The sequence below is a fragment of the Bradyrhizobium retamae genome, from assembly GCF_001440415.1.
Taxonomy (GTDB): Bacteria; Pseudomonadota; Alphaproteobacteria; order Rhizobiales; family Xanthobacteraceae; genus Bradyrhizobium; species Bradyrhizobium retamae.
Genome location: NZ_LLYA01000214.1, coordinates 215,543 through 236,646, shown reverse-complemented (window position 1 = coordinate 236,646; position 21,104 = coordinate 215,543). Strand labels below are relative to the sequence as shown.

At 61.6% G+C, this 21,104-nt stretch carries 17 protein-coding genes and 2 pseudogenes; 1 reads left to right on the top strand and 18 read right to left on the bottom strand.

The window, feature by feature from the left end; genetic code table 11:
- The 15 genes and pseudogenes from CQ13_RS45080 to CQ13_RS37780 form a co-directional block, all read right to left on the bottom strand.
- Window positions 1-388, bottom strand: a pseudogene (locus CQ13_RS45080) (transcription-repair coupling factor); the annotation flags it as partial.
- A 746-nt stretch (window positions 389-1,134) separates the two neighbouring features.
- Window positions 1,135-2,310, bottom strand: coding sequence for a Gfo/Idh/MocA family protein (locus CQ13_RS37840; RefSeq protein ID WP_057847830.1), 1,176 nt, complete (start codon window positions 2,308-2,310; stop codon window positions 1,135-1,137).
- Between the two features lie 13 nt (window positions 2,311-2,323).
- Entirely contained in the window at window positions 2,324-3,379 is a 1,056-nt protein-coding gene (locus tag CQ13_RS37835) for a sugar phosphate isomerase/epimerase family protein (RefSeq protein WP_057847862.1), read from the bottom strand.
- Between the two features lie 123 nt (window positions 3,380-3,502).
- Window positions 3,503-4,759: an ABC transporter substrate-binding protein gene (locus CQ13_RS37830; protein ID WP_057847829.1), complete on the bottom strand. Its 1,257-nt coding sequence runs from the start codon at window positions 4,757-4,759 to the stop codon at window positions 3,503-3,505.
- 52 nt (window positions 4,760-4,811) lie between these two features.
- On the bottom strand, window positions 4,812-5,654 hold the full coding sequence (locus CQ13_RS37825) for a carbohydrate ABC transporter permease (protein WP_057847828.1): 843 nt from the start codon (window positions 5,652-5,654) through the stop codon (window positions 4,812-4,814).
- A complete protein-coding gene (locus CQ13_RS37820; RefSeq protein ID WP_057847827.1) occupies window positions 5,651-6,583 on the bottom strand; it encodes a carbohydrate ABC transporter permease in 933 nt (310 codons plus the stop codon). The genes CQ13_RS37825 and CQ13_RS37820 overlap by 4 nt, the downstream gene beginning before the upstream one ends.
- Window positions 6,580-7,701 (bottom strand): ABC transporter ATP-binding protein, encoded by a 1,122-nt coding sequence (locus tag CQ13_RS37815; protein ID WP_057847861.1) that lies wholly within the window; start codon window positions 7,699-7,701, stop codon window positions 6,580-6,582. The genes CQ13_RS37820 and CQ13_RS37815 overlap by 4 nt, the downstream gene beginning before the upstream one ends.
- On the bottom strand, window positions 7,694-8,980 hold the full coding sequence (locus CQ13_RS37810; RefSeq protein WP_057847826.1) for an alkaline phosphatase family protein: 1,287 nt from the start codon (window positions 8,978-8,980) through the stop codon (window positions 7,694-7,696). Before CQ13_RS37810 ends, CQ13_RS37815 begins: the two co-directional genes overlap by 8 nt.
- A 2-nt stretch (window positions 8,981-8,982) precedes the next feature.
- The gene (gene phnA, locus CQ13_RS37805) at window positions 8,983-10,275 is read right to left on the bottom strand and encodes a phosphonoacetate hydrolase (protein ID WP_057847825.1); all 1,293 of its coding nucleotides are present in this window, start codon (window positions 10,273-10,275) and stop codon (window positions 8,983-8,985) included.
- Complete coding sequence (locus CQ13_RS37800; protein WP_057847824.1) at window positions 10,262-11,614, bottom strand: amidase; 1,353 nt, start codon at window positions 11,612-11,614, stop codon at window positions 10,262-10,264. The genes phnA and CQ13_RS37800 overlap by 14 nt, the downstream gene beginning before the upstream one ends.
- Window positions 11,611-12,510 (bottom strand): branched-chain amino acid ABC transporter permease, encoded by a 900-nt coding sequence (locus CQ13_RS46920; protein ID WP_347337091.1) that lies wholly within the window; start codon window positions 12,508-12,510, stop codon window positions 11,611-11,613. The genes CQ13_RS37800 and CQ13_RS46920 overlap by 4 nt, the downstream gene beginning before the upstream one ends.
- A gap of 162 nt (window positions 12,511-12,672) precedes the next feature.
- Window positions 12,673-13,524: pseudogene (locus CQ13_RS46915) on the bottom strand (branched-chain amino acid ABC transporter permease); the annotation flags it as partial.
- Between the two features lie 10 nt (window positions 13,525-13,534).
- On the bottom strand, window positions 13,535-14,224 hold the full coding sequence (locus CQ13_RS37790; RefSeq protein ID WP_057847822.1) for an ABC transporter ATP-binding protein: 690 nt from the start codon (window positions 14,222-14,224) through the stop codon (window positions 13,535-13,537).
- A gap of 10 nt (window positions 14,225-14,234) precedes the next feature.
- Window positions 14,235-15,056, bottom strand: a complete 822-nt coding sequence (locus tag CQ13_RS37785; protein WP_156434148.1) for an ABC transporter ATP-binding protein — start codon at window positions 15,054-15,056, stop codon at window positions 14,235-14,237.
- A complete protein-coding gene (locus CQ13_RS37780) occupies window positions 15,053-16,255 on the bottom strand; it encodes an ABC transporter substrate-binding protein (RefSeq protein WP_057847821.1) in 1,203 nt (400 codons plus the stop codon). Before CQ13_RS37780 ends, CQ13_RS37785 begins: the two co-directional genes overlap by 4 nt.
- Window positions 16,256-16,568: 313 nt before the next feature.
- Here CQ13_RS37780 and CQ13_RS37775 point away from each other — a divergent pair, with 313 nt between their 5' ends.
- The gene (locus CQ13_RS37775; RefSeq protein WP_245309593.1) at window positions 16,569-17,408 is read left to right on the top strand and encodes a sugar-binding transcriptional regulator; all 840 of its coding nucleotides are present in this window, start codon (window positions 16,569-16,571) and stop codon (window positions 17,406-17,408) included.
- Window positions 17,409-17,415: 7 nt separating this feature from the next.
- On the opposite strand, the gene phnY is transcribed toward CQ13_RS37775, so the two are convergent.
- The 3 genes from phnY to aepY all read right to left on the bottom strand — a co-directional run bounded on the left by phnY (window position 17,416) and on the right by aepY (window position 20,982).
- Window positions 17,416-18,822 (bottom strand): phosphonoacetaldehyde dehydrogenase, encoded by a 1,407-nt coding sequence (gene phnY, locus CQ13_RS37770; RefSeq protein ID WP_245309592.1) that lies wholly within the window; start codon window positions 18,820-18,822, stop codon window positions 17,416-17,418.
- Between the two features lie 90 nt (window positions 18,823-18,912).
- Window positions 18,913-19,797 carry a DMT family transporter gene (locus CQ13_RS37765; protein ID WP_057847818.1) on the bottom strand — a complete coding sequence of 295 codons (885 nt, stop codon included), beginning with the start codon at window positions 19,795-19,797 and terminating at the stop codon, window positions 18,913-18,915.
- A gap of 18 nt (window positions 19,798-19,815) precedes the next feature.
- Window positions 19,816-20,982, bottom strand: coding sequence for a phosphonopyruvate decarboxylase (gene aepY, locus CQ13_RS37760; RefSeq protein WP_057847817.1), 1,167 nt, complete (start codon window positions 20,980-20,982; stop codon window positions 19,816-19,818).
- Window positions 20,983-21,104 lie beyond the last annotated feature (122 nt).

The following is a 21,104-nucleotide window of genomic DNA, read 5'->3' as shown; positions in this document are numbered from 1 at the left end:
GGTCGTATCCGAGGGCCTCAAGCCGCGCCCGGAGATCTTGTTCAGAGAACGCGGCACCGACTTTCAAACGGAGGATGACCCGGGACCAACTCGCCGCCGTGGGAAGGCGCTCCATCACGGCCTCTGCCGTGGATACGAGCAGGATCGGCTTCTCAGGCTTGGCAAGGCGCCTCAAGACCGAGCTTCGTCTACCCGCGATTTCGTGCGACGGCTCAAGCTGATCGAACGGCAGCGTATTCAGTCTTGGAAAAACGAGCACATCGCACGAAGGCGCGAGGGCATGAATGACGGCACCCAGCCGCTCGGCCCTATTCTCGTTCTCAGCAAGAAAGACGACGCCTTTGCGACCCGACTTCCTCCACTGTGCCAGCAGATGGAGGGCCAACATGCCTAGGGGCGATGAAGAAGAGATCGCAGTCCGCGATGAAGAATTCGTTCGCTTCGTTGCCCGGCTTGCAATACGCGCTTTGCTAGAATGGCCCACCTTGAATCCGTCGTTGATTCGCCACCAACTGTGGCTGATGGCGAGTGTTGTTTCGAACAGGCCCGCTCTGATGCGAGAGCTACGCCTCGGGCTGCGTACATATGCGAATTTGATCGCGGACGCACGTATCCAATTTAGTCCAGTGAAACGTGGCCTGGGAGCGGAGGCGTCTCGATCGTCCCCCTTCTCCGCCCGATAGTAGGTTCCCGATTCCTGACGATTGCCCGCTCGCCTCAGCCTAGGCCAGGACCGTCATTGCTCCCAAGCTGTCACTCGCTTGAGAACTGCTTCCGGATCGACTTCGCCATTGTTGGACGTCCACGCGACGAATGGATCCGGTCGCACAAGTATTAGCGCCGCCTCGTAACGCGCACGTTCACCGGTACGGCGGTCCCTCGCACAGTAAGGGACACATTTAGCGCCTTCGCTGCTGTTGCAAACGCCTTCACCGCAGCGTCATCGATATCCAGCGTTAAAAGCGTGAAGCCTTGCCGCTCAGGGCACGCGGCGGACTTGACCGGCAGACCACGAGCTCGCGGCGGATGCTCAAGGACTCGCGGCTTTCAGTATTGCCGGCCCAACTCTGTGGAAGCACTATGCCAGCACACCGCATCGACCGGGCGGCGTGGATAAGATGGACGCGTCGGCATTCACGTGATCCGAACCCAGGCGCCATTGTTTGCGGATGAGCTTACCGCAGCTTCGATGAACTTCACACTGGCAAGGCCATCCTCGACGGTCGGGAAAATCACCGCCGGATCGGGCGGTTTGCCGGCCTGTGCTGCGCGGACAGCGCGCGCCGCCTCGGTATAGATTGTTGCGAACCCCTCAAGGTAACCCTCGGGATGCCCCGACGGCACGCGGGTGAGACGGCCCGCCTCGACCAAGGCCCCGGCACCGCCGCGGGTCAGGAGTTGCTTGGGCTGCCCATAGCGGGTGAACCAGAGATGGTTCGGATTTTCCTGTACCCATTCGAGGCCGCCCTTGGTCCCATAGACGCGCAGCGTCAGGCCGTTCTCATTGCCGACCGCGACCTGGCTCGCCCAAAGCATACCTTTGGCACCTCCCTTCCACTTGAGGAGGATCTGGACGTCGTCATCGAGACGCCGGCCGCTGACGAAGGTCGAGAGCTGGGCGAGCAGTTCGTCAAGCTGAAGTCCAGTGACGAAGCAAGCGAGATTGTAGGCGTGGGTGCCGATGTCGCCGATGCATCCGCCAGGGCCGGATCGGGTCGGGTCCGTGCGCCACGCGGCCTGCTTGTGCCCGCTTGCTTCTAACCGCTCCGTCAGCCAATCCTGCAGGTATTCGGCCTGCACCAGCCGGATCTCGCCGAGATCGCCGTTCGCGACCATGGCGCGGGCCTGTCGGACCATGGGATAGCCCGTGTAGTTGTGGGTCACGACGAAGACCTTGCCTGTCTTCCTGACCAGTTCCACCATTTCCTCCGCCTCGGCGACGGTCGTCGTCAGCGGTTTGTCGCAGATGACGTGGATGCCGGCTTCAAGGAAGGTCCTGGCGACCGGGCCGTGCACGTGGTTGGGGGTCACGATCGAAACCACCTCGATCCCGTCGGGGCGCGCGGCTTCCGCCTTCGCCATCTCTTCGAAGGAGCTATAGGCGCGGTCGTTGGCGATACCGAGCTCCTTCGCCGAGGCCTTGGCTCGGACCGGATCCGACGCCAACGCGCCGGCTGTCAACTCGAACTGGTCGTCGATACGCGCCGCAATGCGGTGGACGGCGCCAATGAAAGATGCCTGGCCGCCGCCAACCATGCCTAGCCGGATACGATTATGACTGCCAGCTTCGCTGCTTGCCTCAATAGCCATTCTTCTTCCTCGCTCAGAAGATGCCAAGCATCTTGCGGTTCATGCGGTCGTCGGTGCCGGAACCTGCGAAATCATCAAAAGCCTTCTCCGTCACCCGAATGATATTTCTTTTAATAAATTCGGCGCCCTCGCGCGCGCCTTGCTCAGGATGCTTCAGCGCGCATTCCCATTCCATCACCGCCCAACTGCCGTAATCGTACTGCGTGAGCTTGGAGAAGATCGCGCCGAAATCTACTTGACCATCGCCCAGTGAGCGGAAGCGGCCGGCACGATCGACCCAGCTCTGGAACCCGCCGTAGACTCCCTGGCGGCCCGTCGGGTTGAACTCCGCGTCCTTGACGTGGAAGGCTTTGATGCGTTGGTGATAGATATCGATGTAGTCGAGATAGTCGAGCTGCTGTAGCACGAAGTGCGACGGGTCGTAGAGCAGGTTCGCGCGCGTGTGGCCATTCACTCGCTCGAGAAACATCTCATAGGAGACACCGTCGTGCAGGTCCTCGCCCGGATGAATCTCATAAGCGAGATCAACGCCGTGCTCCTCCGCATAATCAAGGATCGGCTGCCAGCGCCTGGCGAGCTCGTCAAAGGCGGCCTCAACGAGGCCGGCCGGACGCTGCGGCCAGGGATAGACATAGGGCCAGGCCAATGCGCCGGAGAAGGTCGCTTGCGCCGTAAGCCCGAGGCGCCTTGAGGCGCGGATTGCGCGCCTGACCTGGTCGACGGCCCACTCGGTGCGCGCCTTGGGATTGTCCCGCACCTCCGGCACGGCGAAGCCGTCGAATGCTGCGTCATAGGCCGGATGAACCGCGACGAGCTGGCCCTGGAGATGGGTCGAGAGTTCGGTGATGGAAAGGCCGTGACCGGCTGCGATCCCCGTCACCTCATCGGCATAGTCCTGGGACTCCGAGGCCTTGCTCAGGTCGAAGAGTCGCCCATCCCAGCTCGGGATCTGAATCCCCTCGTAGCCGAGCGAGGCGGCCCATTCGCAGATCGCGTCGAAGGAGTTGAACGGCGCGGCGTCGGCGGTGAACTGAGCGAGGAATATTCCTGGTCCCTTGATCATCCTCATGAAGTGCTCCTTCTTCCCTGGATGCTCCAGTAGCGCTTGCCTGCCACTGAGCCCGCCAAGCGAGGTGACCAAGGGCGCAAGCGTGACTGCCCGATTAAATCCGCCCCGTTCGTTCGACGCTGGCTAGCCGCCGCACTTTGGCAGAAGTTTGGACACATCTCCAACCAGCTCAGGCATGACCTGCGCCGCCGTACGCTTACCCGTCACCAGGCTCTCTATATGGTGCTTGATCACCTCAATGATTTTCAGCGAATTGTCACCTGGAAAGGACGCCCATTCCGTCAGCAGCGGTAGTTGCTGGATACTGGTCAGGTGATTGGGACGCTTTCTATAGAAAGCGCCGAGCAGTTCCGGCGTCTTCACGGCGATCTCGTTGCCGGGCATATAGCCGGTGGAATTGACCATCGCGGTCTGGCCGACCGGCCCCGTGGTGAACTTCACATATTTCCAGGCGGCCTTCTGACGTTCGGCGTCCTTTGCGAAAACCATAGCGACGTTTCCGCCTGCGGGAAGGCGCCCGTCGGCGACGGCGAGCGGAAAGGCGACGGTTTTGAACTGGAACCGACCGCCGATCTGCCGCTCGGCCGCGGCCACATAGGATGTGGAATCCGCTGATATCGCGATGTTGCCGGCAACGAATGATTGCCGGGCCTGGCCGAGCCCGAGATTCGGCATGCCCGATCTGCCGAAAGCTTCGAGCGTCTTTAGCGCCCACATGCCGTTTGCGTCGTCGAAGGCGATGCTGCACCCGTCGGCTTTGAGAATGCGGCCGCCTTTGCTCGTCACCAGCGACTGGAATAACCAGTTGCCGGTTTGCTCCCACTGATAATAAAAACCGGTAGCCGCGGTACCCGCTTTCGCCTCAATGTTCTTGCCCAGAGCCAGAAGCTCCGGCCAGGTCTTTGGAAGCGCTGACACATCGGTGCCAGACTTTGCGAGCAGATCAGCATTCACATAGAGCACCGGCGTCGAGATAGCGAACGGCAGTCCGTAGAGCTTGCCCTTGTATTTTCCGAGTTCCGCAAGCGTCGGGTAATAGCCAAGTTCGGCAAGCCCACCATCTGCCGCCGCGAATCCGTCCAGCGGCGCGCCTAATCCCCGATCCACGAACAGGCCAATTTGGTTGATCCCGTTGAAGGCCACATCCGGCAGGCGACCGGTGATCTGGTCACGCAGGATCTGTTGCGCGGCCTCCTCGTAGCTCGCCACGGGATTGCGGAACTTCACCTTGATGTCGGGGTGCGCCTCGGTGAAGCGCCTGGCCAATTCCTGATGCAGCGCATTGAAGGTGCCGGGTGTGGTGTAGAGTACGTCGAGTGTTACCTCGGCCCGCGTAGCAGTGGCCCCGACTGCCATGAGGGCAGCGGCACCGGCAAGCACTGGACAAAGTCTGGTTACGATTCGATCAATCACGGACGGTCTCCATTTTGGATTACCTCATGGTCGTTACAGCGAGCCCATCGATGAACCGGCGCTGCGCGATCAGGAACGCAACGAGGAGCGGAGCTACGATAATCACGGCGCCGGCCATCAGCGGACCGAAGAATTGCCCGGCTTCGTCGTCACGAAAGAGCAGGATGCCGAGCGCAGGCGTGGAAATTTCCTCGCGGCGCACCGCGATTAGCGGCCAGAACAAGTCATTCCAATGGGCCACGACCGAAAAGATGCCAAACGCGGTCAGCGCCGGGGCTGTCATGGGAATCATGATGCGCCAGATGATCTCGAACTCGCCGAGTCCATCGAGGCGGGCGGCGCGAATGATCTCGTCGGGTATGGACCGAAAGAACTGCCGCAGCAGGAAAATGCCGAAAGTGGAGATCGCCCACGGCAGGATCAGCGCGGCATAGGTGTCCAGGAGCCCAAACACGTTCAACATGACGAAATGGGGAATGGCGAGCGCTTGAGGCGGCAGCAGCAGACCGACCAGTACGGCGGAGAACAAGGTGTCCCTGCCGCGAAACCGCAGCTTCGCAAGTGCATAGGCACATGGAATGCAGACCAGGAGTTGCAGCGCGAAGATCGCTGTGCAGACCAGCAATCCGTTTAGCAGGAAGCGGAACATCGGCGCCGCAGTTAGCGCGACGCGGTAGTTCTCGACCCCATGAAAGGCCGTCGGCCAAAGGTGGAAGTCGGCCTGGAAGATCTCTTCCGGCGGCTTGAGCGACAGGCTCACCATCCAGACGAAGGGCAGCAGCGCAAAAGCGGCGGTGAGAATAAGAATCGCATGCCGGGCGACCCGGCCAGCGAACCGCCGGCCTGGAAAGCGGGCGATCATGAATAATGAACCCGCCGTTCGAGAAGCCGCGCCTGTGTCAGCGTAAGCAGCACAACGATTGCGAGATAGACAACGGTGAGCGCTGCGCCATATCCCATGCGCAGGAAATCGAAGCTCTCGGTGTAGAACCGGTGCAGCAGCACCTCGGATGCATAGTTCGGCCCGCCCTGGGTCAGGACGCGAACGCTGTCGAAGACCTCGAAAGCCCGTGTCGCCGTCAGGATGACCACGAACATGGTGACCGGTCCCAGCATCGGCAACGTCACGAAACGCAGCCGGTCCAGAACGCCGTCGGCGCCGTCAACGGCGGCTGCGTCGTAGAGCTGCTGCGGAATAGCCTTAAGGCCGGATACGAACAGCACCATAGCGAAACCGAAGCCTTGCCATATGCCGATCAAGGCCAGAGCGAGCAGTGCCGTACGCTCGTCCCTAAGCCAGTTCACCCCGGAAATCCCCATCGCGCCCAGGGCGCGGTTCACGAGGCCGATGGTAGGATGCAGCATGGTGCCCCATACGATCGCCATGGCTGACATTGTGGACATCACAGGAAGGAAATGGGCGGCCCTGTAGAAACCACGCAGGCCGGGACTGGCCTCGATGAGCAGAGCCACGACGAGACCGAGCAGCACCGTGCCCGGAACGACGACGGCCGCATAAACCAGCGTATTGCTCAGTGCCTTCCAGAAAGTCGGGTCCGTGAATAACGTCCTGAAATTCGTGGTCCCGATGAAATGAAAAGTAAATGATCCCAACTGCCAGTCTGTCAGGGAGAACAGCATCACCGCCGCAACCGGGCCGAACAGAAGGCCGATCAGCAGCAGCAGCGCCGGCGATACGGCGAGCCAACCAAGCCCGTGCTCTCCCGATCTCTTCGCAAGGCTTGGTTTCGCGTCGGCCCTGCGCGGGCGATTCTGGTCAAGCGCTGTCACCCTGCGGCCCCTACCTGCTCGGCCTGGCGCTGACGCATGCCCGCGCTATCAAACTGCAGCAAGCAGGCGGGGTCGATCTGAAGGCCGACCGGACGGCCTGGTTCGGAACGCGATCCGTCCGGATGCGTACGCACGACGACGGTGCCGCATCCATCTGCAAGCGCCACGTTCAGGAAGATATCAGCGCCAAGATTCTCGACGCTAGCGACGACGCCATTGAGTCTTCTATCCCCAGGCGCGGCTATCCCGACGGCCTCTGGACGAAACGCGAGGTGCGTCGTGTTGCCATCAACGCCTGGAGGAAGCGACGCACCCAAAGATATCCAATGGTCGCAAGAAACCACGTTGATCTTTGGGCTGCCGATCATCTCGGCGACCCGCAGGTCCTGCGGGTCCCGATAAAGCTGCTCCGGCTGGCCGACCTGAAGCAGTTCGCCGGCCGTCATCACGGCGACGCGGTCGGACATCGTCATCGCTTCTGCCTGATCATGGGTGACGTACACGAAGGTGACGCCCAGGCGGCGATGCAGTGCGATGATTTCTGCGCGCATCTGCACCCGCAACTTGGCGTCAAGGTTGGACAGCGGCTCGTCCATCAGGAACACGGCGGGATGCCGCACCATCGCGCGGCCCAGCGCGACACGCTGGCGCTGACCGCCGGAAAGCTGGCCGGGCTTGCGATGCAGCAGATGGGCAATGTCGAGCATCGAAGCTGCCTGCTCGACCTCGGCGCGGATCGTCTTTTCAATGCCGCCGCGTCCCGGCAAGGCACGGCCTACAAATGGCAGCCGCTGGGCGAAGCTCAGGCGCCGGGTCCGCAGTGGCAAGGCGAGGTTGTCGAATACGTTAAGATGAGGGTAGAGCGCGTAAGACTGGAATACCATGGCGACGTCGCGCTCCTTGGGGCGCTTGTCGTTCACGCAGCGGCCATCCACCATGACCTCGCCGTCATCTTGCTCCTCCAGCCCGGCGATGATCCGCAGCAAGGTCGATTTCCCGCATCCGGAGGGGCCCACCAGGGTAAGAAACTCCCCATCACGAATGCTCAGCGACACTCCCTTCACAACGGCGGTTTCGCCATAGCTCTTCTCGATGTGGCGCAGTTCGATCTCAGCCATCGCGGCCAGCCCGTACGGCCTGGAGCGGACGCCCATCCATTCCGGAGGCGGAAAGCCCGAGATGCGTGAGAATGGTTGGCGCGATGTCGATGATGCAGGAAGGCTCCTGCCTCGCTACGCCGCGGCTGAAGCCCGCGCCATCGATCATGAGAAAGGGTGCTTGCTCGCCTGCGCCGAGGCCACCGTGCTGGCCGCTGCCGAGGATATCTGCCTTGCCACCGGCGCGCTCTGCGACGAGGCTGGTGCCAGCCACGCCGTAGGCATTGGGCTCCTCGCTCGCGCGCATGGAGACCGCAAAAGCGAGGCCGTGATCCCGGCCCTGCCCCACTGACGCCAATGCGGCGCCATCGAGAACGGTTTCCGCCCATTCCTGATTGGCGAGGAAGTCGCCGACCAACGGCACGCGCGCGACGAAATCGGGATGAACGTAAAGCAGCGCGGAGGTACCGTTCGAGGCGACGACCACGTCGGTTGATTCAAGGCTCTCCTTCAATCCGGCTGTAACCAGTTCTTCGTCGATGTCGATGACGCCGGAGACGGTCTGATGGCCGTGATCTGATCCAATCAGCAAAAGAATATCGTCCCTGTCGGCGAGCATGGCCACCGCGTCAATGACGCGCCCGGCATTGCGGTCTGCCTGCTGCAACACCGCAAGATGACCGGGCGATCCCATGGGTAAGGCGTGCTGCGTGGCATCCGGCTCGCCGAGCCACAGCACCGCAAGAGCAGGAGGATCAGACCGGGGCAACACCGCTTCGCGGATGAAGCGCTCGGTCATTGCCCGGTCGCCTTCTACATCCAGCGCGACGCGAAGTTGCTCATCCTGCGGTAGCGGGATGCGGCCGCGGCCGAACGATCCGGCGCGATGATAGACCCGCCCAAATCCATCCGGATCGTGCGCATAGGCTGCTCCTGGCGAAACGTTGCTGAAGATGACGGCACCGCCGCTGTCCGTTACGCGCTCGGCCAAAGTTGGCACGGCCAGAGCGCGACCGGTGACGCGCCGCTTGTGCTGGAGGAAGTCGGGGCGACCCGCATCGTGCCGAACGAGGCGCCCGTCTTCCATGAGCGCCATGGTGTTGCCCTGCAAGCCGTGGCGCGCCGGATGGCAACCGGTCGCCAGGCTCGCCGATACCACCCGCGTGCAGGATGGAAACACTGTGCGATGGGCAGAGAACTGCTCAGCGCGCTCGGCGAAGGCGGCAAGACGGGGTGTGGTCTGCCGCGTCACGAGATCGCGGCGCAGACCATCGAGGATGACAAGGACGGCGCGAGGCACGGTCAGACTTCCACATCGTTGAGCAGGACCGAAAAGACGTCGTAGTTGCGGAGCGGTTTCCCTACCCTGCCCTCAACCAGTTCGGCCTTCAGCGGGTGAGAGAGAATGAACGGCACCACCTGCTCGGCAAGCCCGCCATGAGAACGCAGCCGCTCACCCGATAGCTGCGAAATGTCGTGGTCGCGGGCACGGCCGCCGAGGGCGACGCCCGACCTGGCCACCACGGCGATGTCACCCTCGCGATCTTCAGGCAGCTCGAAGCGCAGGCACGCTTCATCTCGCGGAATGGCCATGCAGACACCAGAAATCTGCCGAATGAAGTTCAATACCGTGGTGGTGGAAGGCTCCGTCCGTTGCAGATGGACACGGACAAAGCCGCCCAGAGCGCCGTGGTGACGCACGAAGGGATCGGTGATTGGGCAGATGACGCGGGTTGTGCCCGCGCCGAAGGCGGCATCCAGCAAGTCGCCAAGGTAGACGACGTTTGGCTCGCCTCCCGGGTGAGCCATGTCGTTCATGCCATGGTCCGCGACGATTCCGAGGCAGGCGCCGAGCCCGACCAACCTTGCGAGCCGCTGGTCCACCGCACGCATAAAGGCAATCGCTTCGGAAGCATCCGGCGCATGCTTGTGCTGCACATAATCGGAAAGCGACAGATAAATCAGGTCTGGCCGGCGGGTTTCAAGCAGGCGAATTCCGGCATCGAGCACAAACAAGGAAAGATCGGCGGAATACTGGTCTGGCGGTCCGCGCCCCACCAGCGCACCGATTGCGGAGATGCCGTTCTCCGCATCGGTCGCCTCGTCGGCTTTCTCGGCAGAGAAAGCGATGCCGTCGAGCCCATGACCGAGTGCCCTGCGCAGCTTGTCCTTGGCAGTAACGGCAGCAACGCTGGCTCCCGCTTGCGAGAACGCCGCCAGAATAGTCGGTGCGCGCACCGGGGTCGCATCCACCATCATGATTTCTGCGCCGGTATCGCGGTCGAGATAGAAATTTCCGGAGACGCCGTGAACGGCGGGCGGCGCACCGCAGACGATGGACACGTTGTTGGGATTGGTGAATGTCGGCATTGCCGCGAGCGCGGAGGCGGTGAAGCCTTCGCGCCGCATCCGGTCGATGGCTGGGATGGCCCCAGCGGCGCTGGCAGACTCGATATACGCCGGATCGCAGCCGTCGAAACAGATGACCACGGCCGGATGTTTCGGCCACGCATAGGCGCGTCCGTTCACTCTCACCAGAGGTCTCTCAGCGCGACGGGACGCGGCGTCGGTCAGGATGCGATCAGGTTTGTTCATGGGATGACATATCGTTGAGGGTTGTTGCATCTGTGAGCCATGCCGCCACCCGCAGAAGATTGCGGTCGGCGCCCTGGCGACCAACGAGCTGAACGCCGATCGGCATGCCATTCATTCCGCGCAGCAGCGGTAAGGACACAGTCGGTAATCCGCACAGGCTCCAGGGCATGGACATGGCGCCGGAGCCCGGCCCCTCCTCAAGGCGCGTGGCCTCTCCCGGCGCGGACAGCGTGATCAAGGCGTCATGATCATGGAACAATTCTGCGGCCAAAGCGGTGAGCCGGTCGGCCATGGTCTCGAGTTCGAGATAACGTGCAGCGCTCAGCGCGCGCCCGGCAACGATGCCTTCCTGCAGTGGCGGGCAGAAGCTGCGGAACGTTTCGTCCGGCAGAGCACCGAAACGATGTGCCAGATGAGCGTTCAGAAGACCCAGCACAACCTCGAGCGCCATATCGAATTCGCAGGGAAGATCGACCGCGACCACAGTTGCAGGCAGTCCGGCGACCAAACGATCAAGAGTTTGACGCGCGTCGGGACTTGCCATGTGCCAGCCCGGCCCGCGGACCAAACCGAGCCTGGGCGGATGTCGCAGTGCTTCGACCTCCGCGAGCCTGCGATCGAATGCGCCGGCAAACAGCGCGAGGTCGTCGGCAGACCGGGCCATCAGACCTACATGCGCCATGCGGGGGACCAGCACGTTCGATCCCCGCATGCTCGTGAAACCGAGCGAGGGCTTGAAGGCGAACGCGCCGCAAAACGAAGCTGGCAACGTCGTGGATGCCGTGTGCTGAGTGCCGAGCGCCAGTGGAACCATGTGATCGACGACGGCCGCCGCAGACCCCGCCGACGACACGCCTGGTGAGCGCAACAGATCCAGGGGATTATGGGTCGGACTGGGATGATACATTCCGAATTCGGACGTCGTGGTCTTGCCGATGATGAGTGCGCCGGCCCGGTGCAGCACGCTGACCGCATCCGCGTCTTCGGTCGGCCGACGCCCACGCAAGCTTCCGCTGCCGTACTCCGACGGCATGTCGCTGGTATCGAACACGTCCTTCACGCCTACTGGGAGACCATGCAGCGGGCCGAGCGGGAATCCCGCGGCCTGCCATTCATCTGCTAGCCGCGCGCGTTCCCGCGCCAGATCGGCATCCAGAAAGCTCCAGGCCTTCACCTGCGGCTCGCGAGCGGCAATCCGCTCCAGGCAGGCTTCCATCACGGATGTCGCCGTTAGCCGGCGATCGCGGATCGCACTGACGATCGTGCGAGCCGACAATTCGTTCAATCGCTTGCTGTTCGAAACGAGCGCCAGCCTCTGGGTACCTGATATGTCATTCATCGGCCGATAGCCTCCATAGCCTGCGGGGTCCCGGCGGTTTTCGACGTTGCACCTTGCCGGCGAAGATTTGCGGCAAGTGCAAGGGCCTGGGGTGATAACCCGTCGCGGAACAGCAGGACGCAAAGAACAAAGACGGCTCCCTGAATTGCCATGATCCAGGCGCCAAACGGCGACAGGAAATGCTGCATCGTCACCAACACGGCGGCGCCGATGAGGGGCCCGCCGAATGTGCCGATACCGCCGATCAACGCCATCAGCACGGCTTCGCCCGAAAGATGCCAATGTACGCCGGATAGGGTGGCCAACTGGAAGACGATGGCACTCATGGAGCCGGCGATGCCGGCGCAGAAAGCGGCGATGCCGAATGCAGCGAGTTTGTATGCGTCGACATTGTGCCCCAGCGACAGGGCCCGGCGTTCATTGTCGCGAATGGCGATCAACATCATCCCGAACGGGGAGTTGATCAGACGGCGCAGGCCGAAGAGCACGCCGAGCATGGCGGCAGCACAGAGCCAGTAAACATTGCTGTCGTTGTGAAGATCGATCAACCCCAGCAACATGCCGCGGGGGACGGACTGGATGCCATCCTCACCATGGGTGAAGCTGGCCTGCACATAGACAAAATAGACCATCTGCGCGATCGCCAGCGTGATCATGGCCTGATAGATGCCCCGGCGTCTGATCGCAAAGATGCCCATGACGAGACCGAGAACGAGCGCCGCTGCTATCCCGACGCCGATCGCGGCTTCCGGTGGCAGCGCCCACTCTCTTGCCGCATGCGCTGTGAGATAGGCAGCAGTACCAAACAAGGCCGCCTGGCCGAAGGACATGATACCAGCAAATCCCAGCAGGAAATTGAATGAGGCGGCGAAGATGGTGAAACAGAAGATCTTCATCAGGTAGATGGGATAAAGCAGCATCGGCAGTGCCAAGAGCGCGGCGACGGCGGTGAGTACCGGCACCATGCCGGTCAGGCGTTTGGCGGCGGTTTCCTTATCCGCAGGCTCAATCCACGGAAGCCGGGCCGCCAGGAATTCGTGGGATCGGACCACCGAAATGCCGAACAGCCCCTGCGGCCGAAGCAGAAGCACAACGCACATGAAGGCGAAGACGATGAAGCTTGCCGCCTGCGGAACCAGCGCCTGTGTAAGGCTCTCGATCAGCGCGAGGGCATAGCTCGAGACGATGGTTCCCCCGATCGACCCCATGCCGCCGATAACGATGATCGCAAATACAACAAGCAGGATGTCCGAACCCATCAGCGGTGAGACCTGGTAGATCGGCGCGGCCAGCGCGCCCGCCAGTCCCGCCAAGGCGGCGCCCAGAGCGAAAGTGGCGGCGAAGACACGAGGCACGCCGACGCCGAGCGCTTCGGCAGTAGCTGCATTTTCGGACGACGCGCGCAGAATCGAGCCAAGACGCGTGTGCGCAATGGCGATCCAAACGATCACACATATGACAAGCGCCACGGCGACGACCCAAAGTCGGTATGCAGGGAAATACAGAAAACCGAGATCAAGCCCGCCGGATAACCAATCCGGTGCGGCGTAGGGGAGTCCGGTTGAACCGAAATAGGCCTGGAAGCCGCCCTGAACGACCATCGCTGCGCCAAACGTCAGCATGAATCCGTAGAGCGGATCGAGACCGTAGGTTCGACGCAGCAACAAACGTTCGAAGATGGTGCCGAAAACAGCTACGCAGATCGGCGCGAAAACCAGCCCCCCGAAATAGCCCAATCCGAGATATCGAGAACCGGCCCATGCAGCAAAAGCGCCCATCATGTAGAGCACGCCATGCGTCATGTTGAGAATGTTGAGAAGGCCGAAGATAAGCGCCAGCCCGAGACTAAGCAGCGCATAGAACGAGCCGTTGACGAGGCCGATCGTGAGGTAGCCGAGGATGAGGTCCATCATGTTGGAATCACAGCGCAAGACGTTCGAGGAGCCGAGCCTTGACGTGCTCGCCACCTCGGGTTTCGAGGTCGTCCACAACCGCACCGTTTTCGATCGCCACCACCCGATCGGCGAGATGCAGGACGAAGTCGAGGTTCTGTTCTACAAGCAGGATCGTGTAGCCGCGGCGTTTGAGTTCAATCAGCGCATCCTCGATCTGCCTCACGATGAGCGGAGCCAGTCCCTCGGTAGGTTCGTCGAGAAGAAGGGTCTGCGCGCCTGTGCGCAAAATCCGGGCGATGGCGAGCATTTGCTGCTCGCCGCCGCTGAGCTGGTCGCCATAGTGGCGTCCCCTCGTGCGAAGATTCGGAAACAGCACGAAGATATCGGCGTTGGCCATGCCCGCGGCGCAGACCGCTGGAGGAAGGGCAAGATTTTCCTCGACGGTGAGGCTGGAGAAGATCGCCCGCTCCTCGGGGCAATAGCCGATGCCGAACCGAGTACGTTCATATGGGCGCATTCCGCTTGCTTCGCGCCCTGACAAGATAATGCTGCCGGTTTGTCGCGGCAGTAAACCCATGATGGCGCGAAGGATGGTTGTCTTGCCCGCGCCGTTGCGGCCGACCAGACAGGTCACCTCACCTGGCCGAACCGCGAACCCGACGCCGAACAGCGCCTGAGAATCGCCATACCATGCTTGCACATTCGAGAGTCGCATCGAAGCCGCCTCAGGCACGACGCTCGGCCCCGATGTAGGCGTTGATCACGCGAGGGTCGCGAGCGACCTCGTCGTAGCTGCCTTCACAGAGGACCGCGCCCTCCGCGAGCACCGTAACCTTCGCTGCCAGACTTTTCACGACCTGCAGATTGTGCTCGACCAGAAGGACGCCACAGGTGGCGGCGACCGTCTTGATCAGGGCTGCGACTGGCGCGATGTCTTCCCGAGCCAGACCGGCAGTCGGCTCGTCGAGCAGCAGAAATTTCGGCGCAATCGCGATCGTCGTGACGATCTCAAGCAGTCGCCGGCGACCATAGGGCAGATCAGCGGCCCGGCGTTCGCTTTCGTCCGTCAGCCCACCTTGATCGAGAAGATGCCGGATTCTTGCTCCGTTTTCGTCCCGTCTCGAACGGCCGCGCAGGAGCTGCGGGCCCCGCTCGTTCAGCGCGAGTGCCGTGCGGATGTTGTCGGCGACGGAGAGATTTGGAAAAATCGAGCATATCTGAAACGATCGGGCGAGCCCGAGCCGCGCAAGACGGTTCGGCGATACCGCAGTCACATCCGCACCGTTGAGACGAACCTGGCCGGCGGTTGGCTTCGTAAAGCCGCTGATCACGTTGAACAGTGTGGTCTTGCCCGCCCCGTTGGGCCCGATCACCGCATGGATCGACCTTGTGTCGAGATCGATCGAGACACCGCGAAGCGCCTCGAAATCGCCGAAGCGAACCGTCAGGCCGCGGGCGGTCAGCAGCGATGCGGCAGCGCGTTGTCGAACGGCCGAAGCAATCGGCGCCGCTGCCCGCTGCGGATGATCAAGAAGGATGGTTGTCATCGAACGCTCGGAGCGGCGCAGCCCGCGTTATCGATCGAGCGAAAAGCAGTGTCGGCCGGGACCGTGGCGATGCGCTCATAGTAGTCCCACGGAACCTTACTTTCGGTCGCGGTCTTCACACGATAAACGCCGAGATCGTAGATGACGCGACCGTTTTCCTGAATGTGGACCTGCTGGCCGAACTTATCGACGGGCAGCTTTCGCATTTCCGTGTTCACGATAGCGGCGTCGTCAGTCTTTGCCTTGCTGGCGGCCTTGAGATAGTGCAGCACGCTCGTATAGACGCCGGCCTGCTCACGGGTCGGCATCCGTCCATGAGCCTTGAAAAATCGCTCCGAGAAGGCGCGAGTCCCATCGGTGTCATTCCAGTAAAAACCGGTGGTGATGATCAGGCCCTGGGCCGCTTCGAGACCGACACTGTTGATGTCGGTGACGAACGCATGGAGAGCCGCGACACGCTGGCCGCCGCGCATAATGCCAAATTGGCCAGCCTGCTTGATGGCGTTGACGGTGTCGGCGCCGGCGCTCGCCAGAGCTACTACCTGCGCTTGCGAGGATTTCGCGCGCAGCAGAAGCGCGGAGAAATCGGCCGTGCTCAGGGGGTGGCGAGCGCTTCCGTTCACCTTGCCTCCACGTTCCTCAACGACGCGCGCGGCATCCTTTTCGAGATCGTGGCCAAATGCGTAATCCGCGGTGAGAAAGTACCAGGATTTCAGTTCCTGCTGCATCAGGGCTGCGGCGGTGCCGCGCGCCAGCGAGTAGGTGTCGTCAGTCCAGTGCGTGGCAAAGGGAGAGCAACGCCCTCCGGTTATCTCCACGCTGGCGGCGCCAGATATCATGAGGGAACGCTTTTTCTCGGTGGCGATCGCCATCAACCCGAAGACCACGCCGGAATGCGGCAGGTCGACCATGACATCGACACCGCGCCGGTCGAACCATTCACGGGCAATCGCAGACGCGACGTCGGGCTTGTTCTGATGATCGGCAGTAATGATCTCGATGGGGACACCACCGGCGTTTCCGCCCGAGTCCTCGACCGCCATGCGGGCCGCCAGGATCGATCCAGGGCCGCCGACATCAGCGACAACTCCGCTTTGATCACCCATCACACCGATGACGATCTTGTTATCAGAAAATTGCGCGAGGGCGGACGTTGCCCCGCCGCACAACAGTAATGATGCGATGATCAGCCGACGCATGGATTTTCTCCCGTTTCCAAGCCCGGCGAACAGATAGATGGCCCCCGTAACACATTTGTGACGGAGAAGGAACAATTGTGCACAACCACATAAGTTGTGGAGAAGTATGAAGGAGTTGCCTCCCAACCCCGGAAGCAGGCAAACAGCGGGTTCCTGAAGCTGATCGGAGTACGCGTTGATTCGAGGCTCGCAAGTCGCAGCAAACGAAGGCGAAGCCGGCGATGGTCGCGCCGACGCCGCGTTGGTTGCCAAAATCTGCTGGTACTATTTCCGCGAAGGCCAAACCCAGGACGCGATCGCGCAGCGGCTGAAGATGACGCGCAAGCGCGTCAACCGGATCCTCGGCGAGGCACGGGAAAGCGGCTTCGTTCAAATCACGATCGCCGACCCGGCGGGTCAGCGCACCGAATTCGAAGAAGAGCTCATCCGCAAATTCAATCTGCGTCATGCGATCGTGGTCCCCGTCCCCCTGGGCGGCACAGACGTGCGTTCTTTCATCGGAGCCGCCGCCGCGCGATACGTCGCCGCGTGTCTTCCGCCATCGGGTTCGCTGGGAATCACCTGGGGAGGCACCATCAATGCCGCAGCCCAAAACCTGCCGCACCGATCTGGAGACGGCACCCGCGTGGTGCTGATGTCCGGCGGGTTGGCCGAAAGCGCGCCGATCAATCCGTATGACAATGCAACCATGATTGCCCGGGCGCTCGGCGCGCGATGCTATTATCTGACCGCGCCGATGTTCGCCGAGACTGCGGAGCTAAGGGACATCCTCGCCGCGAGTGAGCCTGTTCGCTCAGTGCTCGCCATGGTACCCTCCCTCGATGTGGCCCTGTTAAGTGCGATCGATCTCTCCGAGCAATCAAAGGCGCTCGAATACGAGGTCATTTCTCGCGAAACCTGGGCTTCATTGCTTGAGGCCGGTGCGGTTGGGGACATTTGCGGTCACTACCTCGACTCAGCCGGGAAGCCGCTTCGCCACCCCCTGGTGCAGCGGACTATACGTCCGCCGATCAACCACGTGCTTCAGATCAGACATCGGATTCTCGCCGCCGGAGGCGAGCACAAGGTCCCCATCATTCGCGCCGGCCTGCTGGCTGGCTTCTGCCAGGTCCTGGTCACCGATGAAGCGGCCGCGTCCAAACTCCTGGATTGAGGTTGCCTCACCACGGTAGCGAGTAGGTTTTTATATTCGTGAAGCTCTTCATGGCCTCCAGCACGCCCTCCTTATGGCCGAGGCCGGAATCCTTGACGCCACCGAACGGCGTTAGCTCTGTCCGGTATCCCGGAACTTCCCACACGTTGACGCAGCCCACGTCGAGGGCATCGACAAAGCGGGTGACGTAGTCGAGCCTGTTTGTGCACAACCCAGCCGAAAGACCGAAGGCCGTTGAGTTTGCGATGGAGATGATGTGCTCGACGTCATCCGGGCAGCGAATGATGGGGAGGACAGGACCAAAGGTCTCTTCGCGCACCAACTCGCAATCGTACGGGACATGGTCCAACAGTGTCGGCGGGTAAAGCGCGCTTTTTGGAGTATTGCCGAGCAGCAGGCGGGCGCCGTCCTGAATTGCGGCTTCGACGCGTCCGGCAATAATCGACGCCGCCCTCGCGTTGATGACCGTCCCCACGTCCGTGTTGGGATCCATGGGATCTCCTGCCGCGAGGCGCTTCATCAGAGAGAGGGTCGCTTCGGCAAAGCGATCGGCCGCGCTCTCGACGACCAAGGCCCGCTTGACGGCGGTGCAGCGTTGCCCGGAATTTCTGGTCGCACCCTGCACCGCCAACCGGGCTGCGCGGTCGAGATCGGCGTCACCCATTACGATCAGAGGATCATTCCCGCCGAGCTCGAGCACCAGCCTTCTGTATCCCACCCGTTCGGCGATTTTCTTTCCGGCGCTCACCGATCCCGTAAACGTCACCAGGTCGATATCGGGGTCATTGATCATCGCGTCTCCCAGCGAACGCGGATCGCCGGTGACTATCGACAGCATTTCCGGCGGTAGTCCCGCCTCATAGAGCAGTTCGGCAAGAGCAAGCGCGGTCAAAGGGGTCGCCTCCGCCGGCTTCAGCACGACCCTGTTGTTGGTCGCGATCGCCGGAGCGAGCTTATGGCTCACGAGATTCAGCGGGTGGTTGAAGGGGGTAATCGCTGAGATTACACCAAGGAGCGGTGTCCTGGTCGCGAATATGCGTCTGCTCTGCGCATTCCCTCCGATATCGCCCGCGTAAATCGCTCCATCGTCCTGAAGCACTGCGTGCGCAGCGAATGACCAGACATCCTTGGCGCGCGCGGTTTCATGTAGCGAGTCTCTCAAGCATAGGCCGCTTTCCGATGTAATGAGATGCGCAAGCCGGTCCCGGTTTGCGTCGATCGCTTCCGCCGTGGCCAGGAGGATCCGCGCCCGCTCCTGCCGCGTGAGCCTGGAACGGAATGCCCGCGCAATCGCGAAGGCGCGGCGAGCATGCTCGGGGCGCGCTTGCGGAACTGCAGCTATGACTTGGTTAGTAAAGGGGTTCCGTACGTCGATCGTCGAATCCGCAAGGACATCCTCCCCCGCGATCTTCATTGGATGATAGAGACGTGTCGAATCTAACATCGCTCGACTCCATGTGATGTTCCGTGCCGATCGCAGGCTTCTGAGCGCGTGGGATCGCCCTCACAGGGATCTCCTTTGGCCGCCAGCATGCCAAATCGCGATGGTGACACCGACGATTATGAGGCCACAGGCGAGCACGACGCGTGTCGTGGGAGTCTCCTGTTGCAAGACGGCGGCCGCAACCAGCGCAACGACAGGGATGAGCACGAGGCTTTGGGATGCGATCTGCGTGGAAATGGAGCTGAGCGCGCGATACCAGGCGACGAACGCCAAGCCGGTCGCCATGATGCAGTTGAATGCGATAGGCCAGGCGAGAATCGGCAATTGAGTCCAGTCGAGCCGACGCTCCAGCAGGAGCGACGCAATGATGACCGCTATGCCTGAGGTCGCCAATTGAAAGATGGTACGGCTCCATACGTCGATGTCGCCTGGGGTGCGTTTATGGATCCATGTTCCCAGCGCCCAGCTAAAAGCTGCCATCGAAAGCAACGCGATGCCCAGGATGCCATGAGATGTCGCCACCGGCGTCGCACCCGACGCCAGCAGCCCGAGACCAAGCATGCCGCAGGTCAGTGCGATGACATCAAGGAGAGATTGCTTTTGGCGATCGATCGTCCATTCGATCGCGACAAGCCACAAGGGCATCGTATAGAAAATCAAAGCGCTGGTGCCGACATCGAGATACTGCAAGCCGACCAGGCTCAGCCCGAGGCCTCCAGCCATTTGAAGGAAACCCACCGCGACAAGCCTGCCCTTCCCTTCACATCCGAGCTGGAGTGGGTATCCAAGGCACAGACGGACAGCTCCGATCGCGATTGCCCCGCCGAGCAAACGGATGCCGGTAAAAAGCAGCGGCGGCGAAGACTGCAAGGCATCCTTGATCACGAGCCAATTTGTGCCCCAGATAATGACGACGAACGAGAGGCAAAGGAAACCGATCAGCATATCGACCGCCTGATGTTTTCACCGAACCGCCGCGACCGGCGCGGCTTGCAGATGGAAAGTCGGCGGCTGGTTTAGTGCGATCTGGAACGCTTGTTTGTTCTCCTCCGGGGTGTGGCGGGACGTAACCCGAGGTAGTGAGCGCGAATGTGATTGATTGACCTTGCACAGCAGGAAGTGCGGCCCTTCGGTCGACAAGCTTCGCGCAACCGCGTCGTTCAATTCGGCGCTGGTTACGCACCGTCTGACCGCGCGGTACCGGCAGGCTGCGGCCACGGCTTCCAGCGAGGAAGTCACCGAGGTGGATTCCTGCCCCCCGGTTGAAACGTAGCCTTCGTTATCAAGCACGATGTGCAGGAAATTTCGGGGAGATGCGTATCCGATCGTGGACAAGACTCCCATATGCATCAGCACGGCGCCATCGCCATCCAGCGCGACCACGCGATGCGATGGACGCGCGAGCGCGACCCCGGCAGCTACAGCGCTGCAATGGCCCAACGATCCCTGCATGTAGAAATTCCCTGGACGATCGCTCAAGCGAAATAGCTCCCGGGAGATGAACCCGGTCGTTGAGACAACGAGATCGGACGGTCGCAGGGCTTCGCTGATGATTTCCAGAGCGCATCCGACGCTGAGTGGATAAGCGCTCACTTGTTGCTCGTCGTTGACAACGACGCCGAGGCCCGCCGACAACTGACCTTTCCGGACCAAAACAGCAAACGAGACCGATCGCTGGAATGCCTCTTCGGCCTTCACGAGGCACGCCATGAATCCCTGTGGCGTCCCGTCGAACTCGCTCCATGGGATTGCCAACTGATCGAGCAATGCGTGGGTATTGGCACCCATTACGCGGTGCTGCGGCTCGTCCTCGGGTTCGTCGGTATGTCCCCGCACGGAGATCAGAAGCAACGTCGGGATACAGTTAATCTGGACTAGCGATGTCAGCGGATTGATGATGTTTCCCAGTCCGGAATTCTGGAGGGCAACGACGCTTCGTCGCCCCGCCAGTGCCGCGCCGACGGCAAATGACAACGCGCTGCCTTCGCTCGCCGCCGGGACTGACGTAATATCGTTGTCCAAGGATACCTGCTGGAACAGATCAGCGAAGTTCGAGCAAGGTACCCCGGAAAAAAACCGATACTTCTGCTGCTTCAGCAAAGCCAAGAGTGTCGTTGTCGACAAAGTCATTAGTTTCCTCCCGATAGGCGGCATTTTTTCTCCCGCGCCAGACACGGCGCAGCGTTTGGTGCCGTCAGCATCGACGACACCAGGGGTCAAGCAAAACGCTCAGACAGCGATCTTGTTTAGAC

Bases quoted from the DNA above. Each gene is read 5' to 3' on its own strand.
- CQ13_RS37800 (WP_057847824.1), bottom strand. From the start codon at position 11,614: ATGAATGACATATCAGGTACCCAGAGGCTGGCGCTCGTTTCGAACAGC.
- CQ13_RS37840 (WP_057847830.1), bottom strand. From the start codon at position 2,310: ATGGCTATTGAGGCAAGCAGCGAAGCTGGCAGTCATAATCGTATCCGG.
- CQ13_RS37825 (WP_057847828.1), bottom strand. From the start codon at position 5,654: ATGATCGCCCGCTTTCCAGGCCGGCGGTTCGCTGGCCGGGTCGCCCGG.
- CQ13_RS37835 (WP_057847862.1), bottom strand. From the start codon at position 3,379: ATGAGGATGATCAAGGGACCAGGAATATTCCTCGCTCAGTTCACCGCC.
- CQ13_RS37780 (WP_057847821.1), bottom strand. From the start codon at position 16,255: ATGCGTCGGCTGATCATCGCATCATTACTGTTGTGCGGCGGGGCAACG.
- CQ13_RS37815 (WP_057847861.1), bottom strand. From the start codon at position 7,701: ATGGCTGAGATCGAACTGCGCCACATCGAGAAGAGCTATGGCGAAACC.
- CQ13_RS37775 (WP_245309593.1), top strand. From the start codon at position 16,569: ATGACGCGCAAGCGCGTCAACCGGATCCTCGGCGAGGCACGGGAAAGC.
- CQ13_RS46920 (WP_347337091.1), bottom strand. From the start codon at position 12,510: ATGAAGATCTTCTGTTTCACCATCTTCGCCGCCTCATTCAATTTCCTG.
- aepY (WP_057847817.1), bottom strand. From the start codon at position 20,982: ATGACTTTGTCGACAACGACACTCTTGGCTTTGCTGAAGCAGCAGAAG.
- CQ13_RS37785 (WP_156434148.1), bottom strand. From the start codon at position 15,056: ATGACAACCATCCTTCTTGATCATCCGCAGCGGGCAGCGGCGCCGATT.
- phnY (WP_245309592.1), bottom strand. From the start codon at position 18,822: ATGAAGATCGCGGGGGAGGATGTCCTTGCGGATTCGACGATCGACGTA.
- CQ13_RS37765 (WP_057847818.1), bottom strand. From the start codon at position 19,797: ATGCTGATCGGTTTCCTTTGCCTCTCGTTCGTCGTCATTATCTGGGGC.
- phnA (WP_057847825.1), bottom strand. From the start codon at position 10,275: ATGAACAAACCTGATCGCATCCTGACCGACGCCGCGTCCCGTCGCGCT.
- CQ13_RS37790 (WP_057847822.1), bottom strand. From the start codon at position 14,224: ATGCGACTCTCGAATGTGCAAGCATGGTATGGCGATTCTCAGGCGCTG.